Annotated in this window: 25 protein-coding genes and 3 tRNA genes; 18 read left to right on the plus strand and 10 right to left on the minus strand. The window is 71.6% G+C overall.

What is annotated here, in order from left to right:
- Positions 1-42: 42 nt before the first annotated feature.
- Positions 43-115: transfer RNA gene (locus EDF20_RS10475), tRNA-Arg, on the plus strand.
- Between the two features lie 65 nt (positions 116-180).
- Here the strand turns inward: EDF20_RS10475 and EDF20_RS10480 are convergent.
- The 3 genes from EDF20_RS10480 to EDF20_RS10490 all read right to left on the minus strand — a co-directional run bounded on the left by EDF20_RS10480 (position 181) and on the right by EDF20_RS10490 (position 2,555).
- Positions 181-1,005 (minus strand): hypothetical protein, encoded by an 825-nt coding sequence (locus EDF20_RS10480; protein WP_133738590.1) that lies wholly within the window; start codon positions 1,003-1,005, stop codon positions 181-183.
- Between the two features lie 83 nt (positions 1,006-1,088).
- The gene (locus tag EDF20_RS10485; protein WP_233569140.1) at positions 1,089-1,397 is read right to left on the minus strand and encodes a hypothetical protein; all 309 of its coding nucleotides are present in this window, start codon (positions 1,395-1,397) and stop codon (positions 1,089-1,091) included.
- Between the two features lie 138 nt (positions 1,398-1,535).
- Complete coding sequence (locus EDF20_RS10490; RefSeq protein ID WP_133738591.1) at positions 1,536-2,555, minus strand: aldo/keto reductase; 1,020 nt, start codon at positions 2,553-2,555, stop codon at positions 1,536-1,538.
- 34 nt (positions 2,556-2,589) lie between these two features.
- On the opposite strand from EDF20_RS10490, the gene msrA reads away from it, so the two are divergent.
- The 6 genes from msrA to EDF20_RS10520 all read left to right on the plus strand — a co-directional run bounded on the left by msrA (position 2,590) and on the right by EDF20_RS10520 (position 6,878).
- Complete coding sequence (gene msrA / locus EDF20_RS10495) at positions 2,590-3,117, plus strand: peptide-methionine (S)-S-oxide reductase MsrA (protein WP_133738592.1); 528 nt, start codon at positions 2,590-2,592, stop codon at positions 3,115-3,117.
- 63 nt (positions 3,118-3,180) lie between these two features.
- The gene (locus tag EDF20_RS10500) at positions 3,181-3,450 is read left to right on the plus strand and encodes a methyltransferase (protein WP_199732432.1); all 270 of its coding nucleotides are present in this window, start codon (positions 3,181-3,183) and stop codon (positions 3,448-3,450) included.
- 112 nt (positions 3,451-3,562) lie between these two features.
- Complete coding sequence (ssb, locus tag EDF20_RS10505) at positions 3,563-4,144, plus strand: single-stranded DNA-binding protein (RefSeq protein ID WP_133738593.1); 582 nt, start codon at positions 3,563-3,565, stop codon at positions 4,142-4,144.
- Between the two features lie 84 nt (positions 4,145-4,228).
- Complete coding sequence (locus EDF20_RS10510; RefSeq protein WP_133738594.1) at positions 4,229-4,690, plus strand: hypothetical protein; 462 nt, start codon at positions 4,229-4,231, stop codon at positions 4,688-4,690.
- 27 nt (positions 4,691-4,717) lie between these two features.
- A complete protein-coding gene (gene ettA / locus EDF20_RS10515; protein ID WP_123548364.1) occupies positions 4,718-6,403 on the plus strand; it encodes an energy-dependent translational throttle protein EttA in 1,686 nt (561 codons plus the stop codon).
- A 1-nt stretch (position 6,404) separates the two neighbouring features.
- Positions 6,405-6,878, plus strand: a complete 474-nt coding sequence (locus tag EDF20_RS10520; protein ID WP_133738595.1) for a thioesterase family protein — start codon at positions 6,405-6,407, stop codon at positions 6,876-6,878.
- Positions 6,879-6,944: 66 nt separating this feature from the next.
- Here the strand turns inward: EDF20_RS10520 and EDF20_RS10525 are convergent, their stop codons facing one another.
- A complete protein-coding gene (locus EDF20_RS10525; protein ID WP_133738596.1) occupies positions 6,945-7,817 on the minus strand; it encodes an acyl-CoA thioesterase II in 873 nt (290 codons plus the stop codon).
- A gap of 21 nt (positions 7,818-7,838) precedes the next feature.
- Between EDF20_RS10525 and EDF20_RS10530 the strand changes: the two genes are divergently transcribed.
- The gene (locus EDF20_RS10530; protein WP_123548217.1) at positions 7,839-8,504 is read left to right on the plus strand and encodes a hypothetical protein; all 666 of its coding nucleotides are present in this window, start codon (positions 7,839-7,841) and stop codon (positions 8,502-8,504) included.
- Here EDF20_RS10530 and EDF20_RS10535 read toward each other — a convergent pair.
- The 3 genes from EDF20_RS10535 to pepN form a co-directional block, all read right to left on the minus strand.
- Positions 8,485-8,892, minus strand: a complete 408-nt coding sequence (locus EDF20_RS10535) for a globin (protein WP_123548365.1) — start codon at positions 8,890-8,892, stop codon at positions 8,485-8,487. The two genes, EDF20_RS10530 and EDF20_RS10535, sit on opposite strands and share 20 nt — an antisense overlap.
- 50 nt (positions 8,893-8,942) lie before the next feature.
- Positions 8,943-9,950 (minus strand): mechanosensitive ion channel domain-containing protein, encoded by a 1,008-nt coding sequence (locus tag EDF20_RS10540; protein ID WP_243833444.1) that lies wholly within the window; start codon positions 9,948-9,950, stop codon positions 8,943-8,945.
- Positions 9,951-10,090: 140 nt separating this feature from the next.
- Positions 10,091-12,631, minus strand: coding sequence for an aminopeptidase N (pepN, locus tag EDF20_RS10545; RefSeq protein WP_133738597.1), 2,541 nt, complete (start codon positions 12,629-12,631; stop codon positions 10,091-10,093).
- A gap of 108 nt (positions 12,632-12,739) precedes the next feature.
- On the opposite strand from pepN, the gene EDF20_RS10550 reads away from it, so the two are divergent.
- From EDF20_RS10550 to EDF20_RS10570, 5 genes are all read left to right on the plus strand, one after another.
- Positions 12,740-13,366, plus strand: coding sequence for a DsbA family protein (locus tag EDF20_RS10550; protein ID WP_133738598.1), 627 nt, complete (start codon positions 12,740-12,742; stop codon positions 13,364-13,366).
- Positions 13,367-13,404: 38 nt separating this feature from the next.
- Positions 13,405-13,890 carry a ribose-5-phosphate isomerase gene (locus tag EDF20_RS10555; RefSeq protein WP_123548220.1) on the plus strand — a complete coding sequence of 162 codons (486 nt, stop codon included), beginning with the start codon at positions 13,405-13,407 and terminating at the stop codon, positions 13,888-13,890.
- Positions 13,891-13,989: 99 nt separating this feature from the next.
- Positions 13,990-14,964 carry a DNA-formamidopyrimidine glycosylase family protein gene (locus EDF20_RS10560; protein WP_133738599.1) on the plus strand — a complete coding sequence of 325 codons (975 nt, stop codon included), beginning with the start codon at positions 13,990-13,992 and terminating at the stop codon, positions 14,962-14,964.
- A gap of 4 nt (positions 14,965-14,968) precedes the next feature.
- Positions 14,969-15,592: an FMN-binding negative transcriptional regulator gene (locus EDF20_RS10565; protein ID WP_133738600.1), complete on the plus strand. Its 624-nt coding sequence runs from the start codon at positions 14,969-14,971 to the stop codon at positions 15,590-15,592.
- Positions 15,589-17,172 carry an amidohydrolase family protein gene (locus tag EDF20_RS10570; protein ID WP_133738601.1) on the plus strand — a complete coding sequence of 528 codons (1,584 nt, stop codon included), beginning with the start codon at positions 15,589-15,591 and terminating at the stop codon, positions 17,170-17,172. Before EDF20_RS10565 ends, EDF20_RS10570 begins: the two co-directional genes overlap by 4 nt.
- A 95-nt stretch (positions 17,173-17,267) precedes the next feature.
- Here the strand turns inward: EDF20_RS10570 and EDF20_RS10575 are convergent, their stop codons facing one another.
- Positions 17,268-17,759, minus strand: a complete 492-nt coding sequence (locus tag EDF20_RS10575) for a DNA starvation/stationary phase protection protein (RefSeq protein ID WP_123548224.1) — start codon at positions 17,757-17,759, stop codon at positions 17,268-17,270.
- 182 nt (positions 17,760-17,941) lie between these two features.
- Between EDF20_RS10575 and EDF20_RS10580 the strand changes: the two genes are divergently transcribed.
- Positions 17,942-19,324 (plus strand): histidine kinase, encoded by a 1,383-nt coding sequence (locus EDF20_RS10580; RefSeq protein WP_133738602.1) that lies wholly within the window; start codon positions 17,942-17,944, stop codon positions 19,322-19,324.
- 66 nt (positions 19,325-19,390) lie between these two features.
- A complete protein-coding gene (locus tag EDF20_RS10585; protein ID WP_123548226.1) occupies positions 19,391-20,041 on the plus strand; it encodes a response regulator transcription factor in 651 nt (216 codons plus the stop codon).
- Between the two features lie 22 nt (positions 20,042-20,063).
- Here the strand turns inward: EDF20_RS10585 and EDF20_RS10590 are convergent, their stop codons facing one another.
- The gene (locus EDF20_RS10590) at positions 20,064-20,867 is read right to left on the minus strand and encodes an SGNH/GDSL hydrolase family protein (protein ID WP_166644799.1); all 804 of its coding nucleotides are present in this window, start codon (positions 20,865-20,867) and stop codon (positions 20,064-20,066) included.
- Positions 20,868-21,034: 167 nt separating this feature from the next.
- Positions 21,035-21,105, minus strand: a tRNA-Gly gene (locus EDF20_RS10595).
- A 152-nt stretch (positions 21,106-21,257) separates the two neighbouring features.
- On the opposite strand from EDF20_RS10595, the gene EDF20_RS10600 reads away from it, so the two are divergent.
- The 3 genes from EDF20_RS10600 (at position 21,258) to EDF20_RS10610 (ending at position 23,518) form a co-directional block, all read left to right on the plus strand.
- Positions 21,258-21,330 (plus strand) — tRNA-Pro (locus tag EDF20_RS10600).
- A gap of 62 nt (positions 21,331-21,392) precedes the next feature.
- Positions 21,393-22,715, plus strand: a complete 1,323-nt coding sequence (tig, locus tag EDF20_RS10605; RefSeq protein ID WP_123548228.1) for a trigger factor — start codon at positions 21,393-21,395, stop codon at positions 22,713-22,715.
- A gap of 215 nt (positions 22,716-22,930) precedes the next feature.
- Positions 22,931-23,518, plus strand: a complete 588-nt coding sequence (locus EDF20_RS10610) for an ATP-dependent Clp protease proteolytic subunit (RefSeq protein WP_123548229.1) — start codon at positions 22,931-22,933, stop codon at positions 23,516-23,518.
- The last annotated feature ends 16 nt before the right edge of the window (positions 23,519-23,534 follow it).

Raw genomic sequence — 23,534 nt, forward strand, 5'->3', positions numbered from 1 at the left:
GCCGCCCGGGCGGACCGGACCCACGCGCTATCGTGGAGGCACGCCCTCGTAGCTCAGCGGATAGAGCAGGAGCCTTCTAATCTCTTGGTCGCAGGTTCGATTCCTGCCGAGGGCACCGTGTCGTGATCCACGTGGTGCTTCTCATCTCTTGGTCGCAGGTTCGATTCCTGCCGAGGGCACCTACGCGTCGGGCGTCGTCCGACGACGGACGTCCTGGGCGCTGACCTGCTGGCCGTAGGAAGTCGTGTCTGGGTCGGAGTCCGTGTCGTCGTCGGGCGACTGGGTCACGACCCCCGTGGTGCGGGTCTCGGACGGGGCCTCGCGAGCCGGGGCCGGCTCGTCGGCGGGACGGGTCGCGGGGGAGGCCGGCGCGCGCCACTGCTCGTAGGCCGGCGCGGCGGTCTGCGCGGGCTGCGCCGACGTGGTCGGTCGTGCGTCGCGGGAGGCCGCGGCTGCTTGCTCAGCGTCCCAGGCCTTCTGTCGTGCGTCGAGGCCCTTGTCGACGTCCGCCTCCTCGTAGCTCCACCGCTCGAGGTCGGCCCGGAACAGCTTCTTCGCACGGCCGGGCTTGTTCTGCCACTCGATCAGTCGGTCGCGCAGCTCGTCGAGGGCGTGCCCCGAGTCGTAGCTGAAGCTGGCGGAGTTGCGCTTGAGCTCCGCGATCTCGTGCTCGGCCCAGCTGGCCGCGGTGCCGGCTCCGGACACCGGCAGCAGGCGGAGCCGCACCTCGCTCTCCTGGGCGAGGTGGTCGGCGTAGGCGCGCTCCTCCGGCCCGAGCGAGCTCCAGATCGCCGCCTTGCGAGCGGCCGAGACGATGCCGGCGACCGCTGTGGCCTTCGCCTCGTCGTCGTGCATCGCGACCACGCGGCGCATGGCCGCGCGGCCGATCAGGGCGGCGAGCACGCCCGCCAGGACGATGGCCACGAAGGGCACGACGGCCCCGCTGACGATGCGCCACCCGGCGTCCGACGACGCCCACTCCACGAAGCTGTTCCACCACTGCATGCGGCGAACTCTACAGCTGAGGTCGAAGGTCGAGCGGGCACGGACGGGAGGCTGCCGAGCGTGTCGCGCGCAGCGTGCCGTGCTCAGGCGAACCGGAAGCAGTCCGTGGCGTCGGACCGGCTCCAGAACTCGCCGATCTCGACGAACCGACGCTCGCGGGCGACGAAGCGCTTGGCGCGCCAGCGGTCACCGAGCGGGTCGTCGAGCCGCTCGACGTAGCCGAGCACCTCGCCCCCGGCCCGGGTGACCCGAGCGAGGTCGTCGCGGACCTGCACCAGGCGGAGGCCGCCGCGGGTCTCGGTGAGGGCCTCGCGCGTCGCCGGCACGGCGGGTGTCGTCGTGGCGGCGCGGGTGGCGTCGGGACTGAGGATCGTGGTGCTCGTGAGGGTCACGTGGTGCTCCTGAGGGTCATCCGGCCGATGCTGTCGAGGACGAGGTCGACGGTACGGACGACCACCGACATCGACGACGCCGCCCGCTCCCTCGGGGAGCGGGCGGCGTGACGGTGCGGACCGGGAAGACCCCGCGTCTCAGCGGTCGGTGCCGTCCACCGCGAACGGCTCGATCGCGGCGATCTCGTCGTCGCTCAGCGCCGCCCCGTGCAGGGCGTCGAGGCTGTCGTCGAGCTGCGCGACCGACGACGCGCCGATGAGCGCGCTGGTCACGGCCGGCTGGCGCAGCACCCAGGTCAGGGCGAGCTGGGCGAGCGACTGGCCGCGCGCCTCCGCGATCTCGTTCAGCCCGCGCACGCGCTCGAGGTAGGTCTCGTCGAGGGCGTCCTCGGTGAACCAGCGCCCCTCGGCGGCGCGCGACCCGGCCGGGGCCTTGCCCGAGAGGTACCTGTTCGTCAGCAGGCCGCCGGCGAGCGGCGAGAAGACGATCGAGCCGACGCCGTTCTCGAGCAGGGTGTCGAAGAGCCCCTGCTCGGGCGCGCGGTCGAACATGTTGTAGCGCGGCTGGTGGATGAGCAGCGGCACGCCCTCGTCGGCGAGGGCGTCGATCGCCGCCTGCGTCTGCTCGGGGCCGTAGTTCGAGATCCCCGCGTAGAGCGCCTTGCCCTGGTGCACGGCCGTCGCGAGGGCGCCCATCGTCTCCTCGATCGGCGTCTCGGGGTCGGGGCGGTGCGAGTAGAAGACGTCGACGTAGTCGAGGCCGGTGCGCTCGAGGCTGGCCTCGAGCGAGTTCAGCAGGTACTTGCGCGAGCCGCCGTCGCCGTACGGCCCGGGGCGCATGTCGTAGCCGGCCTTCGTGGAGATCACGAGCTCGTCGCGGTAGGGCACGAGGTTCGCCGCGTGGATGCGGCCGAACTGCTCCTCCGCCGAGCCGTAGGGCGGCCCGTAGTTGTTCGCGAGGTCGAAGTGGGTGACGCCGCGGTCGAAGGCGCGCAGCACGATGTCGCGCTGCGTCTCGAGGGCGCGGTCGGTGCCGAAGTTGTTCCAGAGGCCGAGGGAGATGCGGGGCAGCTTGAGGCCGCTGCGCCCGGTGCGGACGTAGTCCAGCTTCGAGTACCGCTCGTCGTCGGCGACGTAGGGAGTGAAGGGTGATCTCATGTCGTCAGCCTAGGGCGGGAGTACCCTCGCCGACATGACCACGTTCGTGCTCGCCGGCGGCTGCTTCTGGTGCCTCGACGCGGTGTTCCGCACCCTCGACGGGGTCTCGGCGGTCGTGTCCGGCTACACGGGCGGCCGGACGGCGCACCCCTCGTACGACGACGTCTGCACGGGGACGACCGGGCACGCCGAGGCGGTCGCGGTGACGTTCGACCCTGCGGTGCTCCCGGCCGACGTCGTGCTCGACGTGTTCTTCACGCTGCACGACCCGCGGCAGCTCGACCGACAGGGCGCCGACGTCGGCACGCAGTACCGCTCGGCCATGTTCGCCGCCGACGACGCGCAGGTCGAGCTGTTCGAGGCGGCCCACGACCGTGCGGCCGAGACGTGGGGCGGAGGCGTCGTCACCACGGTCGAGCGACTCGGCCCGTGGTTCGAGGCCGAGCCCGAGCACCAGGACTTCTTCGAGAAGAACCCGGGCCAGGGCTACTGCACCGCGGTCGCCCTGCCCAAGGTGACGAAGGTCCGCAAGAGCTTCGCGAGGTGGGTGCTCGCGACCTGAGCGCGCGTCGCGCAGCTGCGCGACGCGCTCGATGATCCACTGCAGAGAGGACGGTGCTCGACGATGAGCGACCAGACCAGCACGACCAGCACGACCAGCACGACGGACACGAGCAGCACGAACGACGCCGCGGACTCCGCCGGCCAGACCTGGGTCGCCGTTGGCCCCGCGGGGACCGTCGGGTCGATCGGGCGCACCGGGGGCGGCTTCGTGGTCCGCCTCGCCGCCCGTTCGGAGCAGAGCGGCGAGTACCCGACCCTGGCCGTGGCCAAGAGCGCGCTCTTCGCCGCCCTCGGCCCGGGCGCCGACTACCCGGAGTTCCACGAGCACTGATCTCCCTGGGGGGCGGCCTTCGTCCCTCCCCGTCGCGGCGGGCCGGGCACTCCCTCCACAAGGAGGCGCGGTGCCCGCTCGCCCACCGGCCCGGTCCCGTGAGACTCCCCGCATGACAGACACCATCACCCTCACCGGGATCATCGCCACCGACCCTCGCGTCGTCACCACCGAGGCCGGCCTCGACATCGCCAGCTTCCGGCTCGCCTCCACCCACCGGCGCTTCGACCGCGTCAAGGACGAGTGGGTCGACGGCGACACGAACTGGTACACCGTCACCGCCTTCCGGGCGCTCGGTGCCAACGCGGGGCAGAGCCTCCACAAGGGCGAGCGGGTCGTCGTCCTCGGCCGCCTCCGCGTCCGTGCATGGGAGGCCGGCGACAAGTCGGGCACGACCGTCGAGGTCGACGCGGACGCGATCGGCCACGACCTGCGCTGGGGCCGCTCGGCGTTCGTCCGCTCGACGTCGGCTGCGGCGGCCCCCTCGGGCCCGTCCGAGGCGGCCGCAGGAGGCGCGGCGGGCGACGCCGCGACCTCTCCCGGCGCCGAGTCGCCCGCCTCGTCCGGCGGGTGGGCCACGGACGGCGGCCCTGCCGTCGACGAGCTGGCCCCCTCGGCGGCCGGCACCCCCGGAGAGGCTGCGCGCCACGAACCCGCCGACGCCGTCGACCGGGTGGGCGTGCCGCCCTTCTGACCCGCCGGGGGCGTCGGCATCCGACCCCGGCCCGCGTCGTAGGATCGTCACGGCCCTGACCGGGCCCGCCGAGGAAGGCCCCCCGTGACCCGTCTCCCACTCGTCGCCCTGCGCGCGGGCGCCGTCGTGCTCGTCGCCGCCGCGCTCGCCGGCTGCACGTCGGGCGAGACCGCCCCGAGCCCCGCGCCGACCACGGACGGCGCGACGCCCGTGCCCGACCCGACGCTCACGGCCGACTCCACGACCGACGAGGCGAAGGCGTTCTTCGACATGACGGTGTCGCGCCACCTCGACGGCGGCGGAGCCGGCGACGGCCGCACGATCGTCGACACGCTCACGGCGGCGGGCTTCGACAAGGCGGCCATGCAGGTGACCCCGGACTCGACGTCGATCGGGCGCGCGGCCGACACCGTGCAGTTCTCGGTGCTCTGGGGCAGCGACTGCCTCGTGGGCCAGACCGGGGCGACCGGGTTCGCCAGCGAGGTCGCGCCCGTCCTCGGCACCGGGTCCTGCCTGGTCGGCACCACCCGCACGATCGACTGGTGACGGCGCCTCACCGATAGACTGGTGGGCATGGCCGAATACATCTACTCCATGGTCCGTGCCCGCAAGGCGGTCGGCGACAAGCTGATCCTCGACGACGTGACCATGTCGTTCATCCCCGGCGCCAAGATCGGCGTCGTCGGCCCCAACGGTGCCGGCAAGTCCACGATCCTCAAGATCATGGCCGGGCTCGACACCCCCAGCAACGGCGAGGCCAAGCTCTCGCCCGGCTACACCGTCGGCATCCTCATGCAAGAACCGGAGCTCGACGAGACGAAGAGCGTCCTCGAGAACGTGCAGGAGGGCGTCGGCCCGATCAAGCAGAAGCTCGACCGCTTCAACGAGGTGTCGGCCGCGATGGCCGAGCCCGACGCCGACTTCGACGCGCTGCTCGCCGAGATGGGCACCCTGCAGGAGGAGATCGACGCGGCCGACGCGTGGGATCTCGACTCCCAGCTCGAGCAGGCCATGTCCGCCCTGCGGACGCCTCCGGGCGACGCCGAGGTCGCGAACCTCTCGGGCGGTGAGAAGCGCCGCGTCGCGCTCTGCAAGCTGCTGCTGCAGAAGCCCGACCTGCTGCTCCTCGACGAGCCCACCAACCACCTCGACGCCGAGAGCGTGCTCTGGCTCGAGCAGCACCTCAGCAAGTACCCGGGCGCCGTCCTCGCCGTGACGCACGACCGGTACTTCCTCGACCACGTGGCCGAGTGGATCGCCGAGGTCGACCGTGGTCGCCTCTACCCCTACGAGGGCAACTACTCGACCTACCTCGAGAAGAAGGGCGAGCGCCTCCAGGTGCAGGGCAAGAAGGACGCGAAGCTCGCCAAGCGCCTCTCGTCCGAGCTCGAGTGGGTGCGCAGCAACGCCAAGGGCCGCCAGGCCAAGTCGAAGGCGCGTCTCGCCCGCTACGAGGAGATGGCGACCGAGGCCGAGCGCACGAGGGTCCTCGACTTCGAGGAGATCGTGATCCCCGTCGGGCCGCGTCTCGGCTCGCAGGTCATCGACGCGAAGAAGCTGCGCAAGCAGTTCGGCGAGCGGGTGCTGATCGACGACCTCACCTTCACGCTGCCCCGCAACGGCATCGTCGGGGTCATCGGCCCGAACGGCGTCGGCAAGACCACGCTCTTCAAGACGATCGTCGGCCTCGAGCCCCTCGACGGCGGCGACCTGCGGGTCGGCGAGACGGTCGACATCTCGTACGTCGACCAGAGCCGTGGCGGCATCGACGCGAACAAGAACCTGTGGGAGGTCGTGTCCGAGGGCCACGACTACATCACGGTCGGCAAGACGGAGATCCCCTCGCGGGCCTACGTCTCGCAGTTCGGCTTCAAGGGCCCGGACCAGCAGAAGAAGGCCGGGGTGCTCTCCGGCGGTGAGCGCAACCGCCTCAACCTGGCCCTGACCCTCAAGCAGGGCGGCAACCTCCTCCTGCTCGACGAGCCCACCAACGACCTCGACGTCGAGACCCTGGGCAGCCTCGAGAACGCGCTGCTCGAGTTCCCCGGCTGCGCCGTGGTCATCACCCACGACCGGTGGTTCCTCGACCGGATCGCGACGCACATCCTCTCGTGGGAGGGCCTGAACGACGACGGCACCCCCAACTGGTACTGGTTCGAGGGCAACTTCGAGTCGTACGAGGAGAACAAGATCGAGCGTCTCGGCGCCGACGCGGCGAAGCCCAGCTCCGCCACGTACCGCAAGCTGACGCGCGACTGAGATGACCCGCCTGCACGTGCCGACCCGGGTCCGCTGGAGCGACCTGGACGCGTACCGGCACGTGAACAACGCGTCGATGCTGCGCCTCCTCGAGGAGGCGCGCATCGACGCGTTCTGGGTCTCGGACGGCACGGTCGGCGAGACGTCGGGCGCGGCCGTGCTCGACGGCCGGCCGGACGCCGCCACGATGACCCTCATCGCGCGACAGGAGCTCGAGTACCTGGTGCCGGTGCCGTACCTCCGAGCGCCCCTCGACGTGCAGATCTGGATCGGCCGTCTCGGGGGCGCCAGCCTCGAGGTCTGCTACGAGGTCTGGTCGCCCGCAGCGGTCGAGCCTGCCGTGCTCTACACGAAGGCGTCGACCTCGATCGTCCTCGTCGACACGGCGTCGGGGACGCCGCGACGCATCACCGAGGACGAGCGGGCCGCCTGGACGCCGTTCGTCGAGGACCCGCTGACGTTCCGACGTCGCTGATCCGGCCCGTGAGCCGTCGATCCGGGCCCTGAGCCGCTGCTCGCGGCCGTCGACCGCTCGGCCGGGTCAGGCGCGGGGGACCCGCACCATCCCCTCCTGGGCGACGCTCGCGACGAGCGTCCCCGAGCGGTCGTAGATGCGCCCGAGGGAGAGCCCGCGGCCGCCGACGGCAGTGGGGGACTCCTGCACGTAGAGCAGCCACTCGTCGACGCGGGCCGGGCGGTGCCACCACATGGCGTGGTCGAGGCTCGCGACCTTGAGCCCGGGCGTCACGAGCGGCACGCCGTGGCGCCGGTAGATCGGCTCGAGCAGGGTGTAGTCGCTGGCGTACAGCAAGGAGGCGCGGTGCAGGTCGGGGTCGTCGGGCAGCGTCCCCGTCGCGCGCAGCCACACGGCCTGGTGCTCGACCCGCGCGCCCTCGACGCTGAAGTAGACCGGCGACGGCACGTGACGCATGTCGAACGCACGATCGGCCGCCCAGGCCTGGGCGATCGGGTGGTCGACGGCGCCGAGCAGCTCGGCGTCGCTCGGCACGTCCTCCGGCTCGGGCAGGCCGTCGGGCATGGCGACCTGGTGCTCGAGGCCGTCGTCCGGCGTCTGGAAGGACGCGATCATCGAGAAGATCGGCAGTCCGTCCTGGGACGCCTGCGTCCGGCGGGTGGCGAACGACCGACCGTCGTGGATGCGGTCGACCGTGAACGTGATGGGGATCGTGAGGTCGCCCGGCCGGAGGAAGTACCCGTGCAGCGAGTGGACGGGTCGGTCGCCGACGATGGTCCGCTGGGCGGCGACGAGCGCCTGCGCCATGACCTGCCCGCCGAAGACCCGGCCGAGCGGCTCGGGCTGCGACGTGCCGGTGAAGACGTCCTGCCCGCCGACGATGCCGGCCGGGGCGAGGTCGAGGGTGGCGAGCAGGTTCTGCAGGGGATCGGCGCTCATCCGATGTAGTTTAGGGGGCCGATGAGCCGTACATTCGCCCTCCCCGATTCCCTGTCCCTCAGCGACCTCGCGACCTTCCTGGGCCGTGCCGGCCGTGTCGAGGACGGCTCCGTGCGCCTCGTCGCCGGCTCCGGCGTCCTCGCGGTGTACGCCGCCGTCTTCTACCCGCTGGGGCTGCTCGACTCGAGCCCGACGGTGCTGGGCCTCCGCACCTTCCAGCTCGACGACGCCCCCGAGTTCGACGCGGTGGTCCCCGTCCGCTCGCTCAAGGAGCGGCTCGTCCGGCTGCAGAACGACGTCGTCGACCCGACGGCGCCCGTGACGGTCACCCTGCCGATCGAGGTCGCGACGGTCACCTGGGCGGCGATCTCGCCGCCGCGCGGCGGCTGGGTGCCGAAGGGCGCCGCCGACGCTCCCTCGCTCGACGCCGCGGCGACGGCGGGCATCGACGAGATCGCCTCCGCCCTGCCCGAGAACGCGGGCGAGCAGATCGTCCACCGCGTGCGGTCCGAGGTGTGGTCGCGCCCGGTGGACGGCGTCGAGGCCGTCCCGGCCGGGGCCGCGTTCGCGGCGCTCAGCCTCGGGTTCCTCGGTGACGGCGAGGCGGTCTCGCTCTACGAGACGGGTGCCTGGACCCGGCTGACGACCAGCCGCGGGCACGTGCTGGTCAAGCGCCGGGGGCGTTGACCATGGCGTGGGCCGCCCGGTCGAGGTAGGCCCACAGCGTCGCGTCGTGGAGGGGCGAGAGCTCGAGCTCGTCGACTGCGGTGCGCATGTGGTGCAGCCACCGGTCGCGCGCCTCCGGCGTGACCGTGAACGGCATGTGCCGCATCCGCAGCCGCGGGTGGCCGCGCTCGTCGCTGTACGTGGTCGGGCCGCCCCAGTACTGCTCGAGGAACCCGGCGAGGCGCTGGATCGCGCCCTCGAGGTCGTGCTCCGGGTACATCGGCCAGAGCACGTCATCGGTCTGCACGCCCTCGTAGAAGCGGCGGACGAGCCGCTCGAAGGTCGGCCGGCCGCCGATCTGCTGCCAGAAGTTGCCCTGAGCGTCGTCACGCCCCGCGCCGCTGCGCAGGGTGATCGGCTGGGAGGCGCCCGCAGGAGGCGGGCCGAGGGGGAGGTCGGTCACGAGCGCTTGCCCTTCGTGGGGCGGACGTGCGGGGTGGGCACGGTCTGCGGCGGGCGGGCGCCCTGCACCGAGGAGGCGCCGTCGAAGCCCGTGAGGACGACGCTGCTGAGCGAGGGGAGCGTGATGCCCAGCTCGTCGGTCGCCTTCTTGAGGCGCGACCGCAGCTCGCGGTCGACGTTGTCGCGCTCGGACGACCGGGTCTTGGACACGATGCGGATGACGACGTGCTCCTCGGCGATCGACTGCAGGCCCCAGACCTCAGGGGAGTCGATCATGCTGCGCCCCCACTTCGGCAGCGCCGCCATGTCGGTGGCGGCCTTGAGCATGGCAGCCTGGACCGTGTCGACGTCGGCCTCGTAGGGCACCGCGAGGTCGATGACGACCCGGGTCCAGCCCTGCGACATGTTGCCGACCCGGAGGATCTCGCCGTTGCGGACGAACCAGAGCACGCCGTTGACGTCGCGGATCTGGGTGACGCGGATGCCAACCGCCTCGACGACGCCGGTCGCCGGCCCGACGTCGACGACGTCGCCGACCCCCAGCTGGTCTTCTGCGACCATGAAGATGCCGTTCAGCAGGTCCTTCACGATGTTCTGCGCGCCGAAGGCGAGACCGGCGCCGACCACGCTGGCCGCGCCGACGATCGCGACGACGTCGAAGTTCAGCTCGCCGAGCACGAGGACGAGCGCGACGCCGGCGATCAGCACCGTGACGACGTTGTTGAGCACGCTGCCGAGCGTGCGGGTGCGCTGCACGACGCGGACCGCCTGCAGGGGCGAGGCGATCAGGGCCTGGGTGTCGTCGACGTTCTGCTTGCGCTTGATGCCGTTGACGACCTGGTCGACCACGCGGCGGATCATGAAGTGCAGCGCGACCCGCAGCAGCACCGCGACGACGATGATCGCGAGGATGCGGATGGGCACGCCCCACATCGCCCAGAAGGCTGCCCAGTCGAACTCGACGGGAGGGGTGTCGGTGGGGGCCGCAGCGAGGAAGTCGATCATCCCGTCAAGCTTCGCACGAGCCGCCGACGCCGGCCGAGAGCCTCCTGGACGCGAGAACGGCGGACCCTGTGAACAGGGCCCGCCGTCCGACGGTGACGCAGGAGGCGCGCGCGGCCCCCGAGGGACGCCCGCGCCGCTGACTAGCGCGCGTCGACCGCCTGCACGCGCAGGGCGCGCTCGACGCCCGAGAGGCTCTCGACCACGATGCGGCGGAGCGCCGGAACGTCCGGGTTCGCGTCGAGCCAGGCGCGCGTCGCGTCGACCAGCTGCTGGTCGGCGAGCCCGGCCGGGTAGAGGCCCGAGACGAGCGTGTCGGCGATGTGGTAGCTGCGCGACTCCCAGATTCCCGTGATCGACGAGAAGTAGCGCTCGACCACGGGCTGCAGCACGGCCGGGTCGTTCGTGTGCTGGAAGCCCTGGGCGGTCGCGCGCACGATGGCGTTCGGCTGCTCGGCGCTGTCGACGACCGACGCGAAGGCGGCGAGCTTGCCCTCGGCCGTCGGGATCGCCGCGCGGGCGCGGGCGGCGGCCTGGGCGCCGTTGGCGGTGTTGTCCGCCTCGAGCGCGGCGTCGATCTCGGCCTCGCCGGCGACGCCGACGAGCACGAGGCCCTCGAGCAGCTCCCAGCGCAGGTCGGTGTCGACCTCGAGCCCGTCGAGCGCCAGCGACCCGTCGTGCAGGGCACGGAGCGCGTCGGCGTGCGCCGGGGTCGACGCAGCGGCGGCGAAGAACTTCACGAACTGGAACTGAGCGTCCGACCCGGCCTCCGCCTCCTTCGCCAGCTCGAGGAGGCGGTCGCCGACCTCGGCGAGCACCTCGGCGCGACGGGACGGCGCCACGTAGCTGCGCGCGGCCTGCACCAGCTGGGTCAGGGTCGTGCGGATCGTCGTCGACTCGGTCTCGCTCGCGATGTTCGACAGCACGAGGCGGACGTAGTCGGAGGGCGAGGTCTCGGCGTCGCGCGTGGCGTCCCAGACGGAGCCCCAGACGAGGGCGCGGGCCAGCGGGTCGGAGATCGCCGCGAGGTGCTCGATCGCGGTGGCGAGCGACTGCTCGTCGAGGCGGATCTTCGCGTAGGCGAGGTCGTCGTCGTTGGTGAGCACGAGGGCCCCGCGGCGCTGGCCGACGAGCTCGGGCACGTCGGTGCGGGTGCCGTCGACGTCGATCTCGACCCGGTGCGTCCGCACGAGGGCGTCGCCGTCGAAGTCGTAGAGGCCGACCGCGAGGCGGTGCGGGCGGATCGTCGGGTAGTCGGCCGGCGCCTCCTGCAGGAGGGCGAACGAGGTGATGACGCCGTCGGCGTCCGTCTCGATCTCGGGACGCAGCGTGTTGACGCCCGCGGTCTCGAGCCACTTCTCGCTCCAGCTCGTGAGCTCGCGCCCCGAGGTGGCCTCGAGCTCGACGAGCAGGTCGCGGAGCTCGGTGTTCGAGTGGTGGTGCTTCTGGAAGTACGCGGCGACGCCGGCGTAGAACGCGTCGATCCCGACCCAGGCGACGAGCTGCTTCAGCACCGAGCCGCCCTTGGCGTAGGTGATGCCGTCGAAGTTGACCTGGACGTCCTCGAGGTCGTTGATCGTCGCGACGACGGGGTGCGTCGAGGGCAGCTGGTCCTGGCGGTAGGCCCAGCTCTTCTCCATCGCCTGGAACGTCGTCCAGGCCTCGGTCCACTCGGTGGCCTCGGCCGTCGAGATGGTCGACGCCCACTCGGCGAACGACTCGTTCAGCCAGAGGTCGTTCCACCACTTCATGGTGACGAGGTCGCCGAACCACATGTGGGCGAGCTCGTGCAGGATCGTGACGACCCGGCGCTCCTTGATCGCGTCGGTCACCTTGCTGCGGAACACGTAGGTCTCGACGAAGGTGACGGCGCCTGCGTTCTCCATCGCGCCGGCGTTGAACTCGGGCACGAAGAGCTGGTCGTACTTGTCGAACGGGTACGGGTAGCGGAACTTCTCCTCGTAGTAGGCGAAGCCCTGACGCGTCTTCTCGAAGATGTAGTCGGCGTCGAGGAACTCGGTGAGCGAGCGACGCGTGAAGATGCCGAGGGGGATCGTGCGGCCGTCCGAGCTCGTGAGCTCGCTGCGCACGACGTCGTAGGGGCCGGCGACGATCGCCGTGATGTAGCTCGACAGCACCGGGGTGGGCGAGAACGTCCAGGTGGCGACCTCGCCGTCGACCGCGGGCTCGGGCGTCGGCTGGTTCGAGACGACCTGCCAGCGGGAGGGGGCGGTCACGGTGAACTGGAACGTCGCCTTGAGGTCGGGCTGCTCGAAGACCGCGAAGACGCGGCGGCTGTCGGGCACCTCGAACTGCGAGTAGAGGTAGACCTCGTCGTCGACGGGGTCGACGAAGCGGTGCAGGCCCTCGCCGGTGTTCGTGTACTCGGCGTCGGCGACGACCTCGAGCACGTTCTCGGCGGCGAGGTCGTCGAGCTGGATCCGCACGCCGTCGTCGACGGCCGCCACGTCGAGGGCGGCGCCGTTCAGCGTGGCCGAGTGCACGGTGCGCGTGAGGGCGTCGATGAAGGTCGAGGCGCCGGGCGTGGCGGTGAAGCGGACCGTCGTCGAGCTGCCGAACACCTCGGCCCCCCGGGTCAGGTCGAGCTCGATCTCGTACGACTGCACGTCGACGACGCTCTTGCGCTCCTGCGCCTCGAGTCGGGTCAGGTTCTCTCCGGGCACGCTTGCTCCATCCGTCTTGAGGTGTCGTTCTTGAGGTGACGATGCGGGACTCGTGGTCCCCGGACGAGCCTAGACCGGCCCCCCGACGCCGGGGTGTTCACTGGGGGCATGACCGACACCGTCGCCCCCGCGCCCCACACCTCCGTCGACTTCTGGTTCGACCCCTCCTGCCCCTGGGCCTGGATGACCAGCCGCTGGGTCGACGAGGTCGCCCAGCATCGAGACCTCGACGTGACGTTCCACATCATGAGCCTGGCGGTGCTCAACGAGGACAACGACGTCAGCGACGAGTACAGGGCGGCCTTCGCCCGGATGCTGCGCTACACGCGCCTCGTCACCGCCGCCGGCGAGCTGCACGGCCAGCAGATCGTGAAGCCCCTCTACGACGCGCTCGGCACCCGCATCCACCCGGGCGGCGAGACCGACGCCGACGTCGTCATCCCCGCCGCGCTCGCCGAAGTCGGCCTGCCCGCGGAGTTCGCCGCCCACGCCGACTCGGACGAGTACGACGAGCAGATGCGGGCCAGCCACTTCGACGGCATCGGCCGCGTCGGGCAGGACGTCGGCACGCCCGTGATCGCCGTGAACGGCACCGCCTTCTTCGGACCCGTCATCTCGCCGGCGCCGAGGGGCGAGATCGCCCTGACCCTGTGGGACGGCGTCGTCGCCGCCGCCTCGTACCCGGGCTTCTTCGAGATCAAGCGCACGCGCACGGTCGGCCCGATCTTCGACTGACGCAGGGCCGTGGCCGGGGCCGTCCTAGGATCGACAGCATGCGCATCCACGTGGCGACCGATCACGCCGGTCTCGACTTCAGCAAGACCGTCATCCGTCACCTCTCCGACGCCGGCCACGACGTCACCGACCACGGCCCGACCAGCTACGAGCCGCTCGACGACTACCCGTCGTTCTGCATCGCGGCGGCCCGGGCCGTCGTCCGTGACCAGCGGGCCGGCCACGAGGCCCTCGGCGTCGTCTTCGGCGGCTCGGGCAACGGCGAGCAGATCGCCGCGAACAAGGTCGAGGGCGTCCGTGCCGCCCTGGTCTGGAACGACTCGACCGCGAAGCTCGCCCGTCAGCACAACGACGCGAACGTGATCGCCATCGGCGCCCGTCAGCACACGGAGGCGGAGGCGCTGGCCTTCATCGACGCGTTCGTCGCCGAGCCCTTCAGCCACGACGAGCGCCACGTCCGTCGCATCGCCCAGGTGGGCGAGTACGAGACCACCGGCGCGATCGCCGGGCACCCGGTCGACTGACGACGTAACGTCGGGAGCAGCGGGACCTCCGGGCCCCGCCGCTCCGTCGTCCCCGTCGGATCGGCTCCGCCCGATCGACCCAGCCAGTGAGGTGCCGCCGTGCCCGAGGGCCATTCCGTCCACCGCATCGCCAACCAGTTCGAGCAGACCTTCGTGGGGAGCCGGTGCGAGGTGAGCTCGCCCCAGGGGCGGTTCGCTGCCGGGGCCGAGAAGCTCGACGGCGCGACGATGATCGACGCCAAGGCCGTCGGCAAGCAGATGTTCCTCGAGTTCGACAACGGCCTCTGGCTGCACGTGCACCTCGGCCTCTACGGCGCGTGGGACTTCGCGGGCGACATCGCCACGGGCCACTCGATGGCCGAGTCGCGGACTCGTCGGGCCCGCACCCGCAAGGCGGAGGCGGCCCCCGACGACGACGGCGAGGACTCGATGGCGAGCATCGGCGCGCCACGTCGCAGCCGCGTCCGGATGGCCGAGCAGGAGAAGGCCGAGGACGACATCGAGTCGTTCCCGCCCGAGCCCGTCGGCCAGGTGCGGGTGCGCCTGCTCACCGACACGGCCGTCGGCGACCTGCGCGGCCCCACGAAGTGCGAGGTGCTCGACGCCGCCGGGGTCGACACGGCGATCGCCAAGCTCGGCCCCGACCCTCTCGTCGACTCGCCGAAGAAGGGGAGCGACCGCTTCGTCACGACGGTGCGGAAGAAGCGCACCCCGATCGGCCTGCTGCTGATGGACCAGAGCGTCGTGAGCGGCATCGGCAACATCTACCGTGCCGAGCTGCTCTTCCGGGCGCGGCTCGACCCGCACACCCCCGGCAACCAGGTGCCGGAGGACGTGCTGAAGGCGATCTACAAGGACTGGACGAAGCTGCTCCGGAGCGGCGTCGAGCTCGGACAGATGATGACGATGGACGGCCTCACGAAGGCGCAGCACGCGAAGGCCCTGCGCAGCCGGGCCGACCGCCACTGGGTCTACCACCGCGAGGGCCTGCCCTGCCGGGTCTGCGGCACCAACATCGTGATGGAGATGGCCGCGGGTCGGAAGCTCTACTGGTGCCCGGTCGACCAGACTTGAGCCCATGCGCCACACTCCGCACTTCGTGCAGTCCGACGTCGACGAGGTCAAGCGGCTCATCCGCGAGAACCCGTGGGCCACGATCGTCGCCTCGACGGCGGAGGGGATCGTCGCCTCGCACTACCCCGTCGTGCTCGAGGACGACCCTGCCGACCCGGCTGCGATCGTGCTCGTCAGCCACGTGGGCAAGCCCGACGAGCGGTCGCTCGAGCTGGGCGCGGCCGAGGTGATGGTGATCGTCCAGGGGCCGCACGGCTACGTGTCTCCAGGCTGGTACCCCGCCGAGCAGATCATCCCCACCTGGAACCACGTCACGGCGCACCTCTGGGGCACGCCCGAGATCCTGTCGGACGACGAGAACTTCCGCGTGCTCGGCGAGCTCGTCGACCACTTCGAGCGCGTCATGCCCGAGCCGTCGACCCTGACGCTCGACGAAGCGGGCTCGCGCCGTGTCGCCAAGGGCACGGTCGGCATCCGGCTGCGGGTCACCCGGTTCGACGCGCGCGCCAAGCTGAGCCAGAACAAGGCGCCCGAGGTCGTCGACCGCATCGTCGACGAGCTCGAGCACGGGGAGCACTACGCCCAGCCTGCCCTCGCGGCCGAGATGCGCCGGGTCCGCGACCGGTGAGCACCAGCCAGCCGAGCTCCGGGACCGCCTCTGGGCAGGGCACCGGCACTGCCCCCGAGGAGGCGCCTCCCGTCCTCCTGAGGAACGCCCGCCTCACCGGCGTCCACAGCTCGGAGGACGCCGACCGCGTCGACGTCCTCCTGCGCGACGGCGTCGTCGCCGAGATCGGCCAGGGGCTCGCCGTCCCCGACGGCGCCGAGGTCGTCGACCTCGACGGCCGGTGGCTCGGCCCGGGCCTCTGGGACTCCCACGTGCACATGGACCAGTGGGCGCTCGTGCGTCGCCGGCTCGACGTGTCGTCGGCCGGGTCGGCCGCGGCGGCCGCGTCGCTCGTGGGGGAGCGCCTCCGCTCGCAGCCGCCGGCGCCCGGGCAGCCCCTGATCGGCTACGGGTTCCAGGACGCGCTCTGGGCCGACGAGCCGACGCGGGCACTGCTCGACGCCGTCTCCGGCGACGTCCCCGTCGTGCTCGTCAGCAAGGACCTGCACTCCGTCTGGCTCGACTCCCGCGCCCTCGAGGCCCACGGCCACGGCGGCCACCCGACGGGCCTGCTGCGCGAGGCGGACGCCTTCGCCGTGAGCACGGCGGTCAGCGCCGTCTCGGAGGACCAGCTCGACGAGTGGGTCGGCGAGGCCGCCGAGGCTGCCGCCGCCCGGGGCGTCGTCGGGATCGTCGACCTCGAGATGACCCTCTCGGTCGACCGCTGGGCGCGGCGGGTGGCGGCGGGCACGACCTGCCTCCGCGTGCGCGCCGGCGTCTACCCGGCCGACCTCGACGAGGTCGTCGGGCGCGGACTGCGCACCGGAGACGTCGTCCCCGACACGCACGGACTCGTCGAGATGGGGCCGGCCAAGATCATCACCGACGGCTCGCTCGGCACCCGGACCGCGTGGTGCCACGACTCCTACGTGGGCATGGAGGGCGACCCCGCGGCGCGGGGCGTGGCGACGTACGGCAGGGAGGCGCTCGTCGACCACCTGAAACGTGCCTCCTCGGCGGGCCTGGTCCCCGCGGTGCACGCGATCGGCGACGCGGCGAACGCGTCGGCCCTCGACGCTCTCGAGGAGGTCGGCTGCGGCGGCTCGATCGAGCACGCGCAGCTGCTCGACCCGGTCGACGTCGAGCGTTTCGCCCGGCTCGGGATCGTGGCCAGCATCCAGCCCGAGCACGCCATGGACGACCGCGACGTCGCCGACCGGCTGTGGGCCGGACGCACCGGGCGGTCCTATGCGTGGGGGAGCCTCGCGGAGGCCGGGGTGCGCCTGCAGCTCGGCTCGGACGCACCGGTCGCTCCGCTCGACCCCTGGGTCGCGATGGCGGCTGCCGTGTGGCGCGCGAGGGACGGCCGCGACCCGTGGCACCCGGAGCAGCGTCTGGCGGCCCGGACAGCCCTCGCCGCGTCGACCGGGGGCCGGACGAGCGTCGAGGTCGGCTCCGTGGCCGACCTGGTCGTGACGGAGATCGACCCGCTGACCGCGACTGACCACGACCTGCGCACGATGGTCGTCTCGGCGACCCTGCTCGGGGGACGGTTCACGCACCTCACGCACCTCACGCTCCTCACGCTCCTCACTCCCTGAGGCGCGCAGCTCTGCCGTGCCCGCGACGGGGCAGCGCACGACGGAGGCCGCCGCCCCGAGGGGCGACGGCCTCCGTTCGTCAGGAGGGAGCGGACTCAGCCGGCGACGTGCGCGGCGAGGAACCAGCGGTCCTTCTCGAGGCCCCGCGAGATCTCGATGGCGACGTCCTGGCTGGACGCGTCGAGCTCGCCGAGCTCGTCGATGGCCGTGCGGACGGCGACGAGGGAGGCGTCGATCTGGGCGACCAGCTCGGCGATCGTGCGGTCGATCTGGTTGAAGCCGGGCGAGGTCGTCGGGATGCTCGTCTTGGCAGCGACGGTCTCGATGCGGGCGTCGACGGGCAGGCCGAGGGCGACGACGCGCTCGGCGGCGAGGTCGGCCCACTCGCGGGCGTGATCGACGACCACGTCGATCAGCTCGTGAACGGCGACGAACGCGATGCCGCGCACGTGCCAGTGCGCCTGCTTGCCGTTGACCGACAGTGCGGTGAGGTCGGTGACGATCGGGCTGAGGAACTGGGCGACGCCGGCGGCGACGTCGGGGTCGACGGAACCCTGGGGGACGGTGATGGTGGTGGCGTCGGTCATGTCGGTGTCCTTTCCTAGACGATCTACCCCACGGTAGAGGGCTGAGCGGATTCCGCAAGCAAGCTGAGGCTCGGCTCACCGAGGCCAGCCTCGCCTCACCTGCCCGGGCGGGGGATAACCCCACCGCCCTCTCGGGCGCTGGCACCATGGGACGGTGCCCGCGCCTCCGCGAGGCTCGAGGCATGACCCAGGAGAGCACCATCAGCGCCCCCACGAACCCCTACCTCTCGCCGCCGCCCCCGCCCGGCGGCTACGGGCGTCGCTGGCGTGCGCTGCCGCGCGAGCTCGGCTACGTCGCCCTGTCGGCGGTGCTGGTCGTCGTGATCGGCGGCCTCTCCACCCTCTTCTTCCGGTCGCTCGGCCAGGCCGACAACTCGGTCGTCGGGTTCGTCTTCCTCGCGGTCGTGGTCTTCGCGAGCCTGTGGCTGGCGCGCTGGTTCGGCACGTTCGAGGTGATCCGCCTGCGCTGGGCGATCGACCGTCCCGTGCGTCCCGTCGACTGGACGCCGAACACGACCTGGGGCCGCTCCGACAACCGCGGCGTCCGCGCGCTCTCGGCCTTCGCGAACCCGCACTACTGGCTGTACCTGCTCTACGGCCTCGTGGTGTTCCCGGCTGCGGCCGCCCTCACGACCACGGTCGTCGTGCTGCTCGTCGCGGGCCCCGCCCTGTTGTTCGTCTTCGGCGGCGTGGTCGTCGGCAGCGTTCCTGGCGGTGACGGCCTGCACGCGGTCGTCGGCGGCGGCGGCGGGCTCCTGCTCCTCCTGCTCGGGGCCGTCGTGCTCGCGGGCGTCGTGCTGCTGATGCCCTTCGTCGTGCACGGCTTCGTCGTGATGCACCACGCGATCGCCGCCGCCATGCTCGGCGGCTTCCGCAGCGACCAGCTCGCCGTCGAGCTCGCCGACCGAGAGATCTCGCGCACGGCGGCCCTGTCGGCCGAGGGCACGGCCCTCCGTCGCCTCGAGCGAGACATCCACGACGGGCCGCAGCAGCGTCTCGTGCGCCTGCAGATGGACCTCGCCGCGGCGGCCAGGGCCGTCGACTCCGACCCCGAGAAGGGCAAGGCCCTGATCGAGGAGGCGCGGGCCCAGTCCCGCGAGGCCCTCGAGGAGCTGCGCGCCCTGTCCCGCGGCTTCGCGCCTCCTCTTCTGCTCGACCGGGGCCTGGTCGCGGCGCTCGAGTCGCTCGTCGACCGCGCGGTCATCCCGACGACCCTGCTCGACCGGGTGCCCGCCCACGTCGTGCTGCCCGCGGAGATCCAGCGGAACGCCTACTTCATCGCCTCCGAGCTCGTGACCAACACGGGCAAGCACTCGTCCGCGATCTCGGCCGACCTCGTGCTGCGCACGCGGACCGCTCCCGACGGCCGGGGCACCCTGCTCGAGCTCGTCGTCACCGACGACGGCCAGGGCGGCGCGGGCCTCCGCGACGGACACGGGCTCGCCGGCGTGCAGGAGAGGCTCGTGGGCCTGGGCGGGTTCCTCGACATCTCCAGCCCGGCGGGCGGGCCGACCATCGTGACGGTGAGCATCCCGCTCGTCGACGACTCGCCCACGGAGGTCTAGGCGACCGGTCCGGCTGCTCCCGCCGCGCCGCCCGCTCCCTAGACTGGCGGGGTGCCCGAGCGACCTGTGACCCCCGCCCTGCGCGTCGTCGTCGCGGACGACTCGGTGCTGCTCCGCGAGGGCCTCGTCCGCCTCCTCGACGAGATCGGCGCCGACGTCGTCGGTGCCTACGGCGACGCGGACTCCCTCCTGGCCGAGCTCGACGAGAAGGCGCCCGACGTCGCGGTGCTCGACGTGCGGATGCCCCCGACCCACACCGACGAGGGGGTCCGCGCTGCGATCGAGGCCCGACGCCGCCGTCCCGGGCTCGGCATCCTGCTGCTCTCGCAGTACGTCGAGGTGGCGTACGCCCGCGACCTGCTCGAGGCAGGCAGCGGGGGAGTGGGCTACCTGCTCAAGGACCGCGTCGCCTCCGTGGACGAGTTCGGCGACGCGCTCGGCCGGGTGGCCGACGGCGGCACGGTGCTCGACCCCCAGGTCGTCTCGCAGCTGCTCGGCCGGCGAGGCGACCCGCTCGCCGCGCTGACGCCCCGTGAGCGCGAGGTGCTCGGCCTGATGGCCGAGGGTCGCACCAACGCGGCCATCGCCGCCGCCCTCGTCATCGGCACCGGTGCGGTGGAGAAGAACGTCACCTCGATCTTCCAGAAGCTGTTGCTCGAGGACAGCGGCAGCGACCACCGCCGGGTGCTCGCCGTCCTGGCCTTCCTCCAGCGGTGAGGTCGTGGCGGCGGTCGACCGGCTAGCTGGTCCGCGACCGGTCGCCCTCGTCCGTGCCGTCCGCCGCAGGGCCGGCCTGGGGCAGGTCGCCCCGGGTGCCGCCCACCTCGAGGATCGTCTCGCGCAGCGACTCGCCGACGCGCTGGTACCCGACCGTCGTGGGGTGGATGCCGTCGGGCGACGTCCCGGCCGCGAACACGAGGCCGTCGCGGGCGAAGCCCCAGGGGTCGGTCCAGGTCCAGCCCCTGTCGAGCACGTACCGCTCGAGGGCCCTCTGGTACACGGCGGCGGCGGCGGGCGCCCGGTCGTAGGGCGGGATCGCCGCGACGACGACGTGGCGCGGGGCGACGGTGGCGACGACGGCGTCGTACGAGGCGGCGGACGCGGCGAAGCCGATCCCCTTGCGCACGTCGTTCGTGCCCGACATCAGCACGAGGACGTCGACGTCGGCGACCGGGGTCACCGCTGCGGCCTGCTCCTGGATGGTGCTGCCGCCCTTGGCCCACCCGCCCACCCACTCGACGCCGTCGCCGCGCGCGTACGTCATCCAGGTGTTCGCGTCGAGGCCGTCGCTGAGCAGTCGCCCGCCGCCGGCCGTCAGGGAGTCGCCGACGATGGCGACGCGCACGGCGTCCTCACGGCGCAGGTCGTCCTCGCCTGCGCCACCGCCCGTGACGTCGCCCGGTGCGGCGGAGGCGGCGGCCTGCGGGGCCCCGGTCGGGGCCGACCCGGGGGAGGCGGTGGTCACGCCGGCGCTGCACCCCGTCACGAGGAGGGCGAGGGCCGCGCCCACGAGCGCGGCCCGGGCGGTCTTCGCGCGATCCATCCTCAGATCATGAAGCATCGCGGCAGACGCCCAGTACCGAGACGGCACCGGACGCGCCCCCTCTTCGGGGATGCAACGTCGAGGGCGTCGAGCGACGAATGACATCGAGAGGAGGATTCATGCACGGTGCCTGCGGCACCGGACGCCGGAGGCGTCGAAGGATCGAGAGGGGATGACGGGAATCGAACCCGCGCCATCAGTTTGGAAAACTGAGGCTCTACCATTGAGCTACATCCCCGTGGGCGGCCTGGGCCGCTCGGGTGTCCACAACTATAGAGCATCTCCGCCAGGGGCTCGAACGGCGTGCCCTGTGGTCGGCTAGACTCCCTCGAGGCTTGTCTCCACCCGACCTCAACGGGACCAACGGAGCTCGCCGTGCCAGGTGATATACGGGGCGTAGCGTAGTGGCTAGCGCGTCCGTTTTGGGGGCGGAAGATCGCAGGTTCGAGTCCTGTCGCCCCGACGATCGTCTACCTGCTGTCTCGGACGTGAGTTCAGCACCACCAACACAGGAGAAGCCCCACATTGGTCCAGACCACCGTTGAGAAGCTCAGCCCCACGCGCGTCAAGCTCAACATCGTCGTCAGCCCTGACGAGCTCAAGCCCAGCGTCACGCACGCCTACGGCCACATCGCGGAGTCGATCAACATCCCCGGCTTCCGCAAGGGCAAGGTGCCGCCGCCCATCATCGACCAGCGCGTCGGTCGCGAAGAGGTCCTGAACCACGCCGTCAGCGAGAGCCTCGACAAGTTCTACCGCGAGGCCGTCTCCGAGACCGAGATCCGCGTGCTGGGCCGCCCCGAGGCCGACGTCGTCTCCTGGCCCGACGTGAAGGACTTCTCGGGCGACCTGACCATCGCCGTCGAGGTCGACGTCCGTCCCGACTTCGACCTGCCCGACTACGAGGGCATCGAGCTCACCGTCGACTCGGTCGAGATCAGCGACGACGAGGTCGAGGAAGAGCTGTCGAACCTGCGCACGCGCTTCGGCACGCTCGTCACGGTCGACCGTCCCGCCACCACCGGCGACTTCGTCCAGATCGACCTCACCGCCACCATCGGCGACGACACCGTCGACACCGCCCAGGGCGTGTCGTACGAGCTCGGCTCCGGCGAGCTCATCGAGGGCATCGACGAAGCGCTCGAGTCGCTCACCGCCGACGAGAGCACCACGTTCGAGTCGAAGCTGCTCGGCGGCGACCGCGAGGGCGAGACCGCCCAGATCGCCGTCACCGTCACCGCCGTCAAGGAGCGCGAGCTCCCCGAGGCCGACGACGACTTCGCGCAGATCGCCAGCCAGTTCGACACCATCGACGAGCTCAAGGGCGACCTGAAGGAGCAGCTGGCCAAGTCGAAGACGTTCGGCCAGGGCGCCCAGGCGCGCGACCAGGTCGTCGAGAAGCTGCTCGAGTCCGTCGAGATCCCCGTGCCCGAGAAGCTCGTCGAGGACGAGGTGCACCGTCACCTCGAGCAGGAGAACCGCCTCGAGGACGCCGAGCACCGCACCGAGGTGACCGAGAGCAGCGAGAAGGCCTTCCGCAACCAGATCCTCCTCGACGCGATCGCCGAGAAGGAAGAGGTCAAGGTCGAGCAGGACGAGCTGACCCAGTACCTGATCCAGGGCGCCGCCCAGTACGGCATGGAGCCCGGCGAGTTCATCAAGGTGCTCGACCAGAACGGCCAGATCCCGGCCATGGTCGGCGAGGTCGCCCGCAGCAAAGCCCTGGCGGTCGTGCTGTCGAAGGCCAAGGTCGTTGACGGCGAGGGCAAGGAGGTCGACCTGTCGGCCTTCACCGCCACCGCGGGCGTCGGCGGCGACGACGACCACGAGGGTCACGACCACGCGTGAGCTGAGCTGACGCGTCGGCGCCGATGAGGCGCTGACGTCGAGAGGGCCGGGTGCTGGTGCACCCGGCCCTCTGTCGTTCCCGGACTGCACCCGCGCCTCCTCGGCTCGGTCTGGTCAGCGAGGGGCGGAAGTTATTGCCGTGGGCGAACAGCCCGGAACCCGTGCGTTCCACCGGATAGATTCGACGACAAGCGACAACGAATGGGAGCTCCACCATGGCCGACGTGACACTGCCCAACAGTGTTTTTGACCGACTTCTCAAGGACCGCATCATCTGGCTCGGTTCCGAGGTGCGGGACGAGAACGCCAACGAGATCGCAGCGAAACTCCTGCTCCTCGCCGCTGAGGACAGCGAGAAGGACATCTACCTCTACATCAACTCGCCCGGCGGGTCGATCACGGCCGGCATGGCGATCTACGACGCCATGGAGTTCGTGCCGAACGACATCGTGACCGTGGGCATCGGCATGGCGGCCTCGATGGGCCAGCTGCTCCTGACGGCCGGCACCAAGGGCAAGCGCTACATCACGCCGAACGCGCGCGTCCTGCTGCACCAGCCGCACGGCGGCTTCGGCGGCACCAGCTCCGACATCCAGACGCAGGCCCAGCTCATCCTCTCGATGAAGCAGCGCCTGGCCGAGATCACCGCTGCCCAGACGGGCAAGACGGTCGAGCAGATCAACGAGGACGGCGACCGCGACCGTTGGTTCACCGCCGAGGAGGCCCTGGAGTACGGCTTCGTCGACCACATCCGCGGCTCGGCCACCGACGTCGTCGGCGGCGCCGGCACGGACCAGTCGTAGACCTCCCTCCCCGATC

The sequence above is a fragment of the Frigoribacterium sp. PhB116 genome (genome assembly GCF_004364285.1).
Lineage (GTDB): Bacteria > Actinomycetota > Actinomycetes > Actinomycetales > Microbacteriaceae > Frigoribacterium.

Bases quoted from the DNA above. Each gene is read 5' to 3' on its own strand.
- EDF20_RS10520 (WP_133738595.1), top strand. From the start codon at position 6,405: ATGACCCGCCTGCACGTGCCGACCCGGGTCCGCTGGAGCGACCTGGAC.
- EDF20_RS10500 (WP_199732432.1), top strand. From the start codon at position 3,181: ATGAGCGACCAGACCAGCACGACCAGCACGACCAGCACGACGGACACG.
- EDF20_RS10590 (WP_166644799.1), bottom strand. From the start codon at position 20,867: ATGGATCGCGCGAAGACCGCCCGGGCCGCGCTCGTGGGCGCGGCCCTC.
- msrA (WP_133738592.1), top strand. From the start codon at position 2,590: ATGACCACGTTCGTGCTCGCCGGCGGCTGCTTCTGGTGCCTCGACGCG.
- EDF20_RS10555 (WP_123548220.1), top strand. From the start codon at position 13,405: ATGCGCATCCACGTGGCGACCGATCACGCCGGTCTCGACTTCAGCAAG.
- EDF20_RS10610 (WP_123548229.1), top strand. From the start codon at position 22,931: ATGGCCGACGTGACACTGCCCAACAGTGTTTTTGACCGACTTCTCAAG.
- ettA (WP_123548364.1), top strand. From the start codon at position 4,718: ATGGCCGAATACATCTACTCCATGGTCCGTGCCCGCAAGGCGGTCGGC.
- EDF20_RS10540 (WP_243833444.1), bottom strand. From the start codon at position 9,950: ATGATCGACTTCCTCGCTGCGGCCCCCACCGACACCCCTCCCGTCGAG.
- EDF20_RS10565 (WP_133738600.1), top strand. From the start codon at position 14,969: ATGCGCCACACTCCGCACTTCGTGCAGTCCGACGTCGACGAGGTCAAG.
- EDF20_RS10530 (WP_123548217.1), top strand. From the start codon at position 7,839: ATGAGCCGTACATTCGCCCTCCCCGATTCCCTGTCCCTCAGCGACCTC.
- EDF20_RS10575 (WP_123548224.1), bottom strand. From the start codon at position 17,759: ATGACCGACGCCACCACCATCACCGTCCCCCAGGGTTCCGTCGACCCC.
- EDF20_RS10480 (WP_133738590.1), bottom strand. From the start codon at position 1,005: ATGCAGTGGTGGAACAGCTTCGTGGAGTGGGCGTCGTCGGACGCCGGG.
- EDF20_RS10525 (WP_133738596.1), bottom strand. From the start codon at position 7,817: ATGAGCGCCGATCCCCTGCAGAACCTGCTCGCCACCCTCGACCTCGCC.
- EDF20_RS10580 (WP_133738602.1), top strand. From the start codon at position 17,942: ATGACCCAGGAGAGCACCATCAGCGCCCCCACGAACCCCTACCTCTCG.
- EDF20_RS10490 (WP_133738591.1), bottom strand. From the start codon at position 2,555: ATGAGATCACCCTTCACTCCCTACGTCGCCGACGACGAGCGGTACTCG.
- ssb (WP_133738593.1), top strand. From the start codon at position 3,563: ATGACAGACACCATCACCCTCACCGGGATCATCGCCACCGACCCTCGC.
- EDF20_RS10550 (WP_133738598.1), top strand. From the start codon at position 12,740: ATGACCGACACCGTCGCCCCCGCGCCCCACACCTCCGTCGACTTCTGG.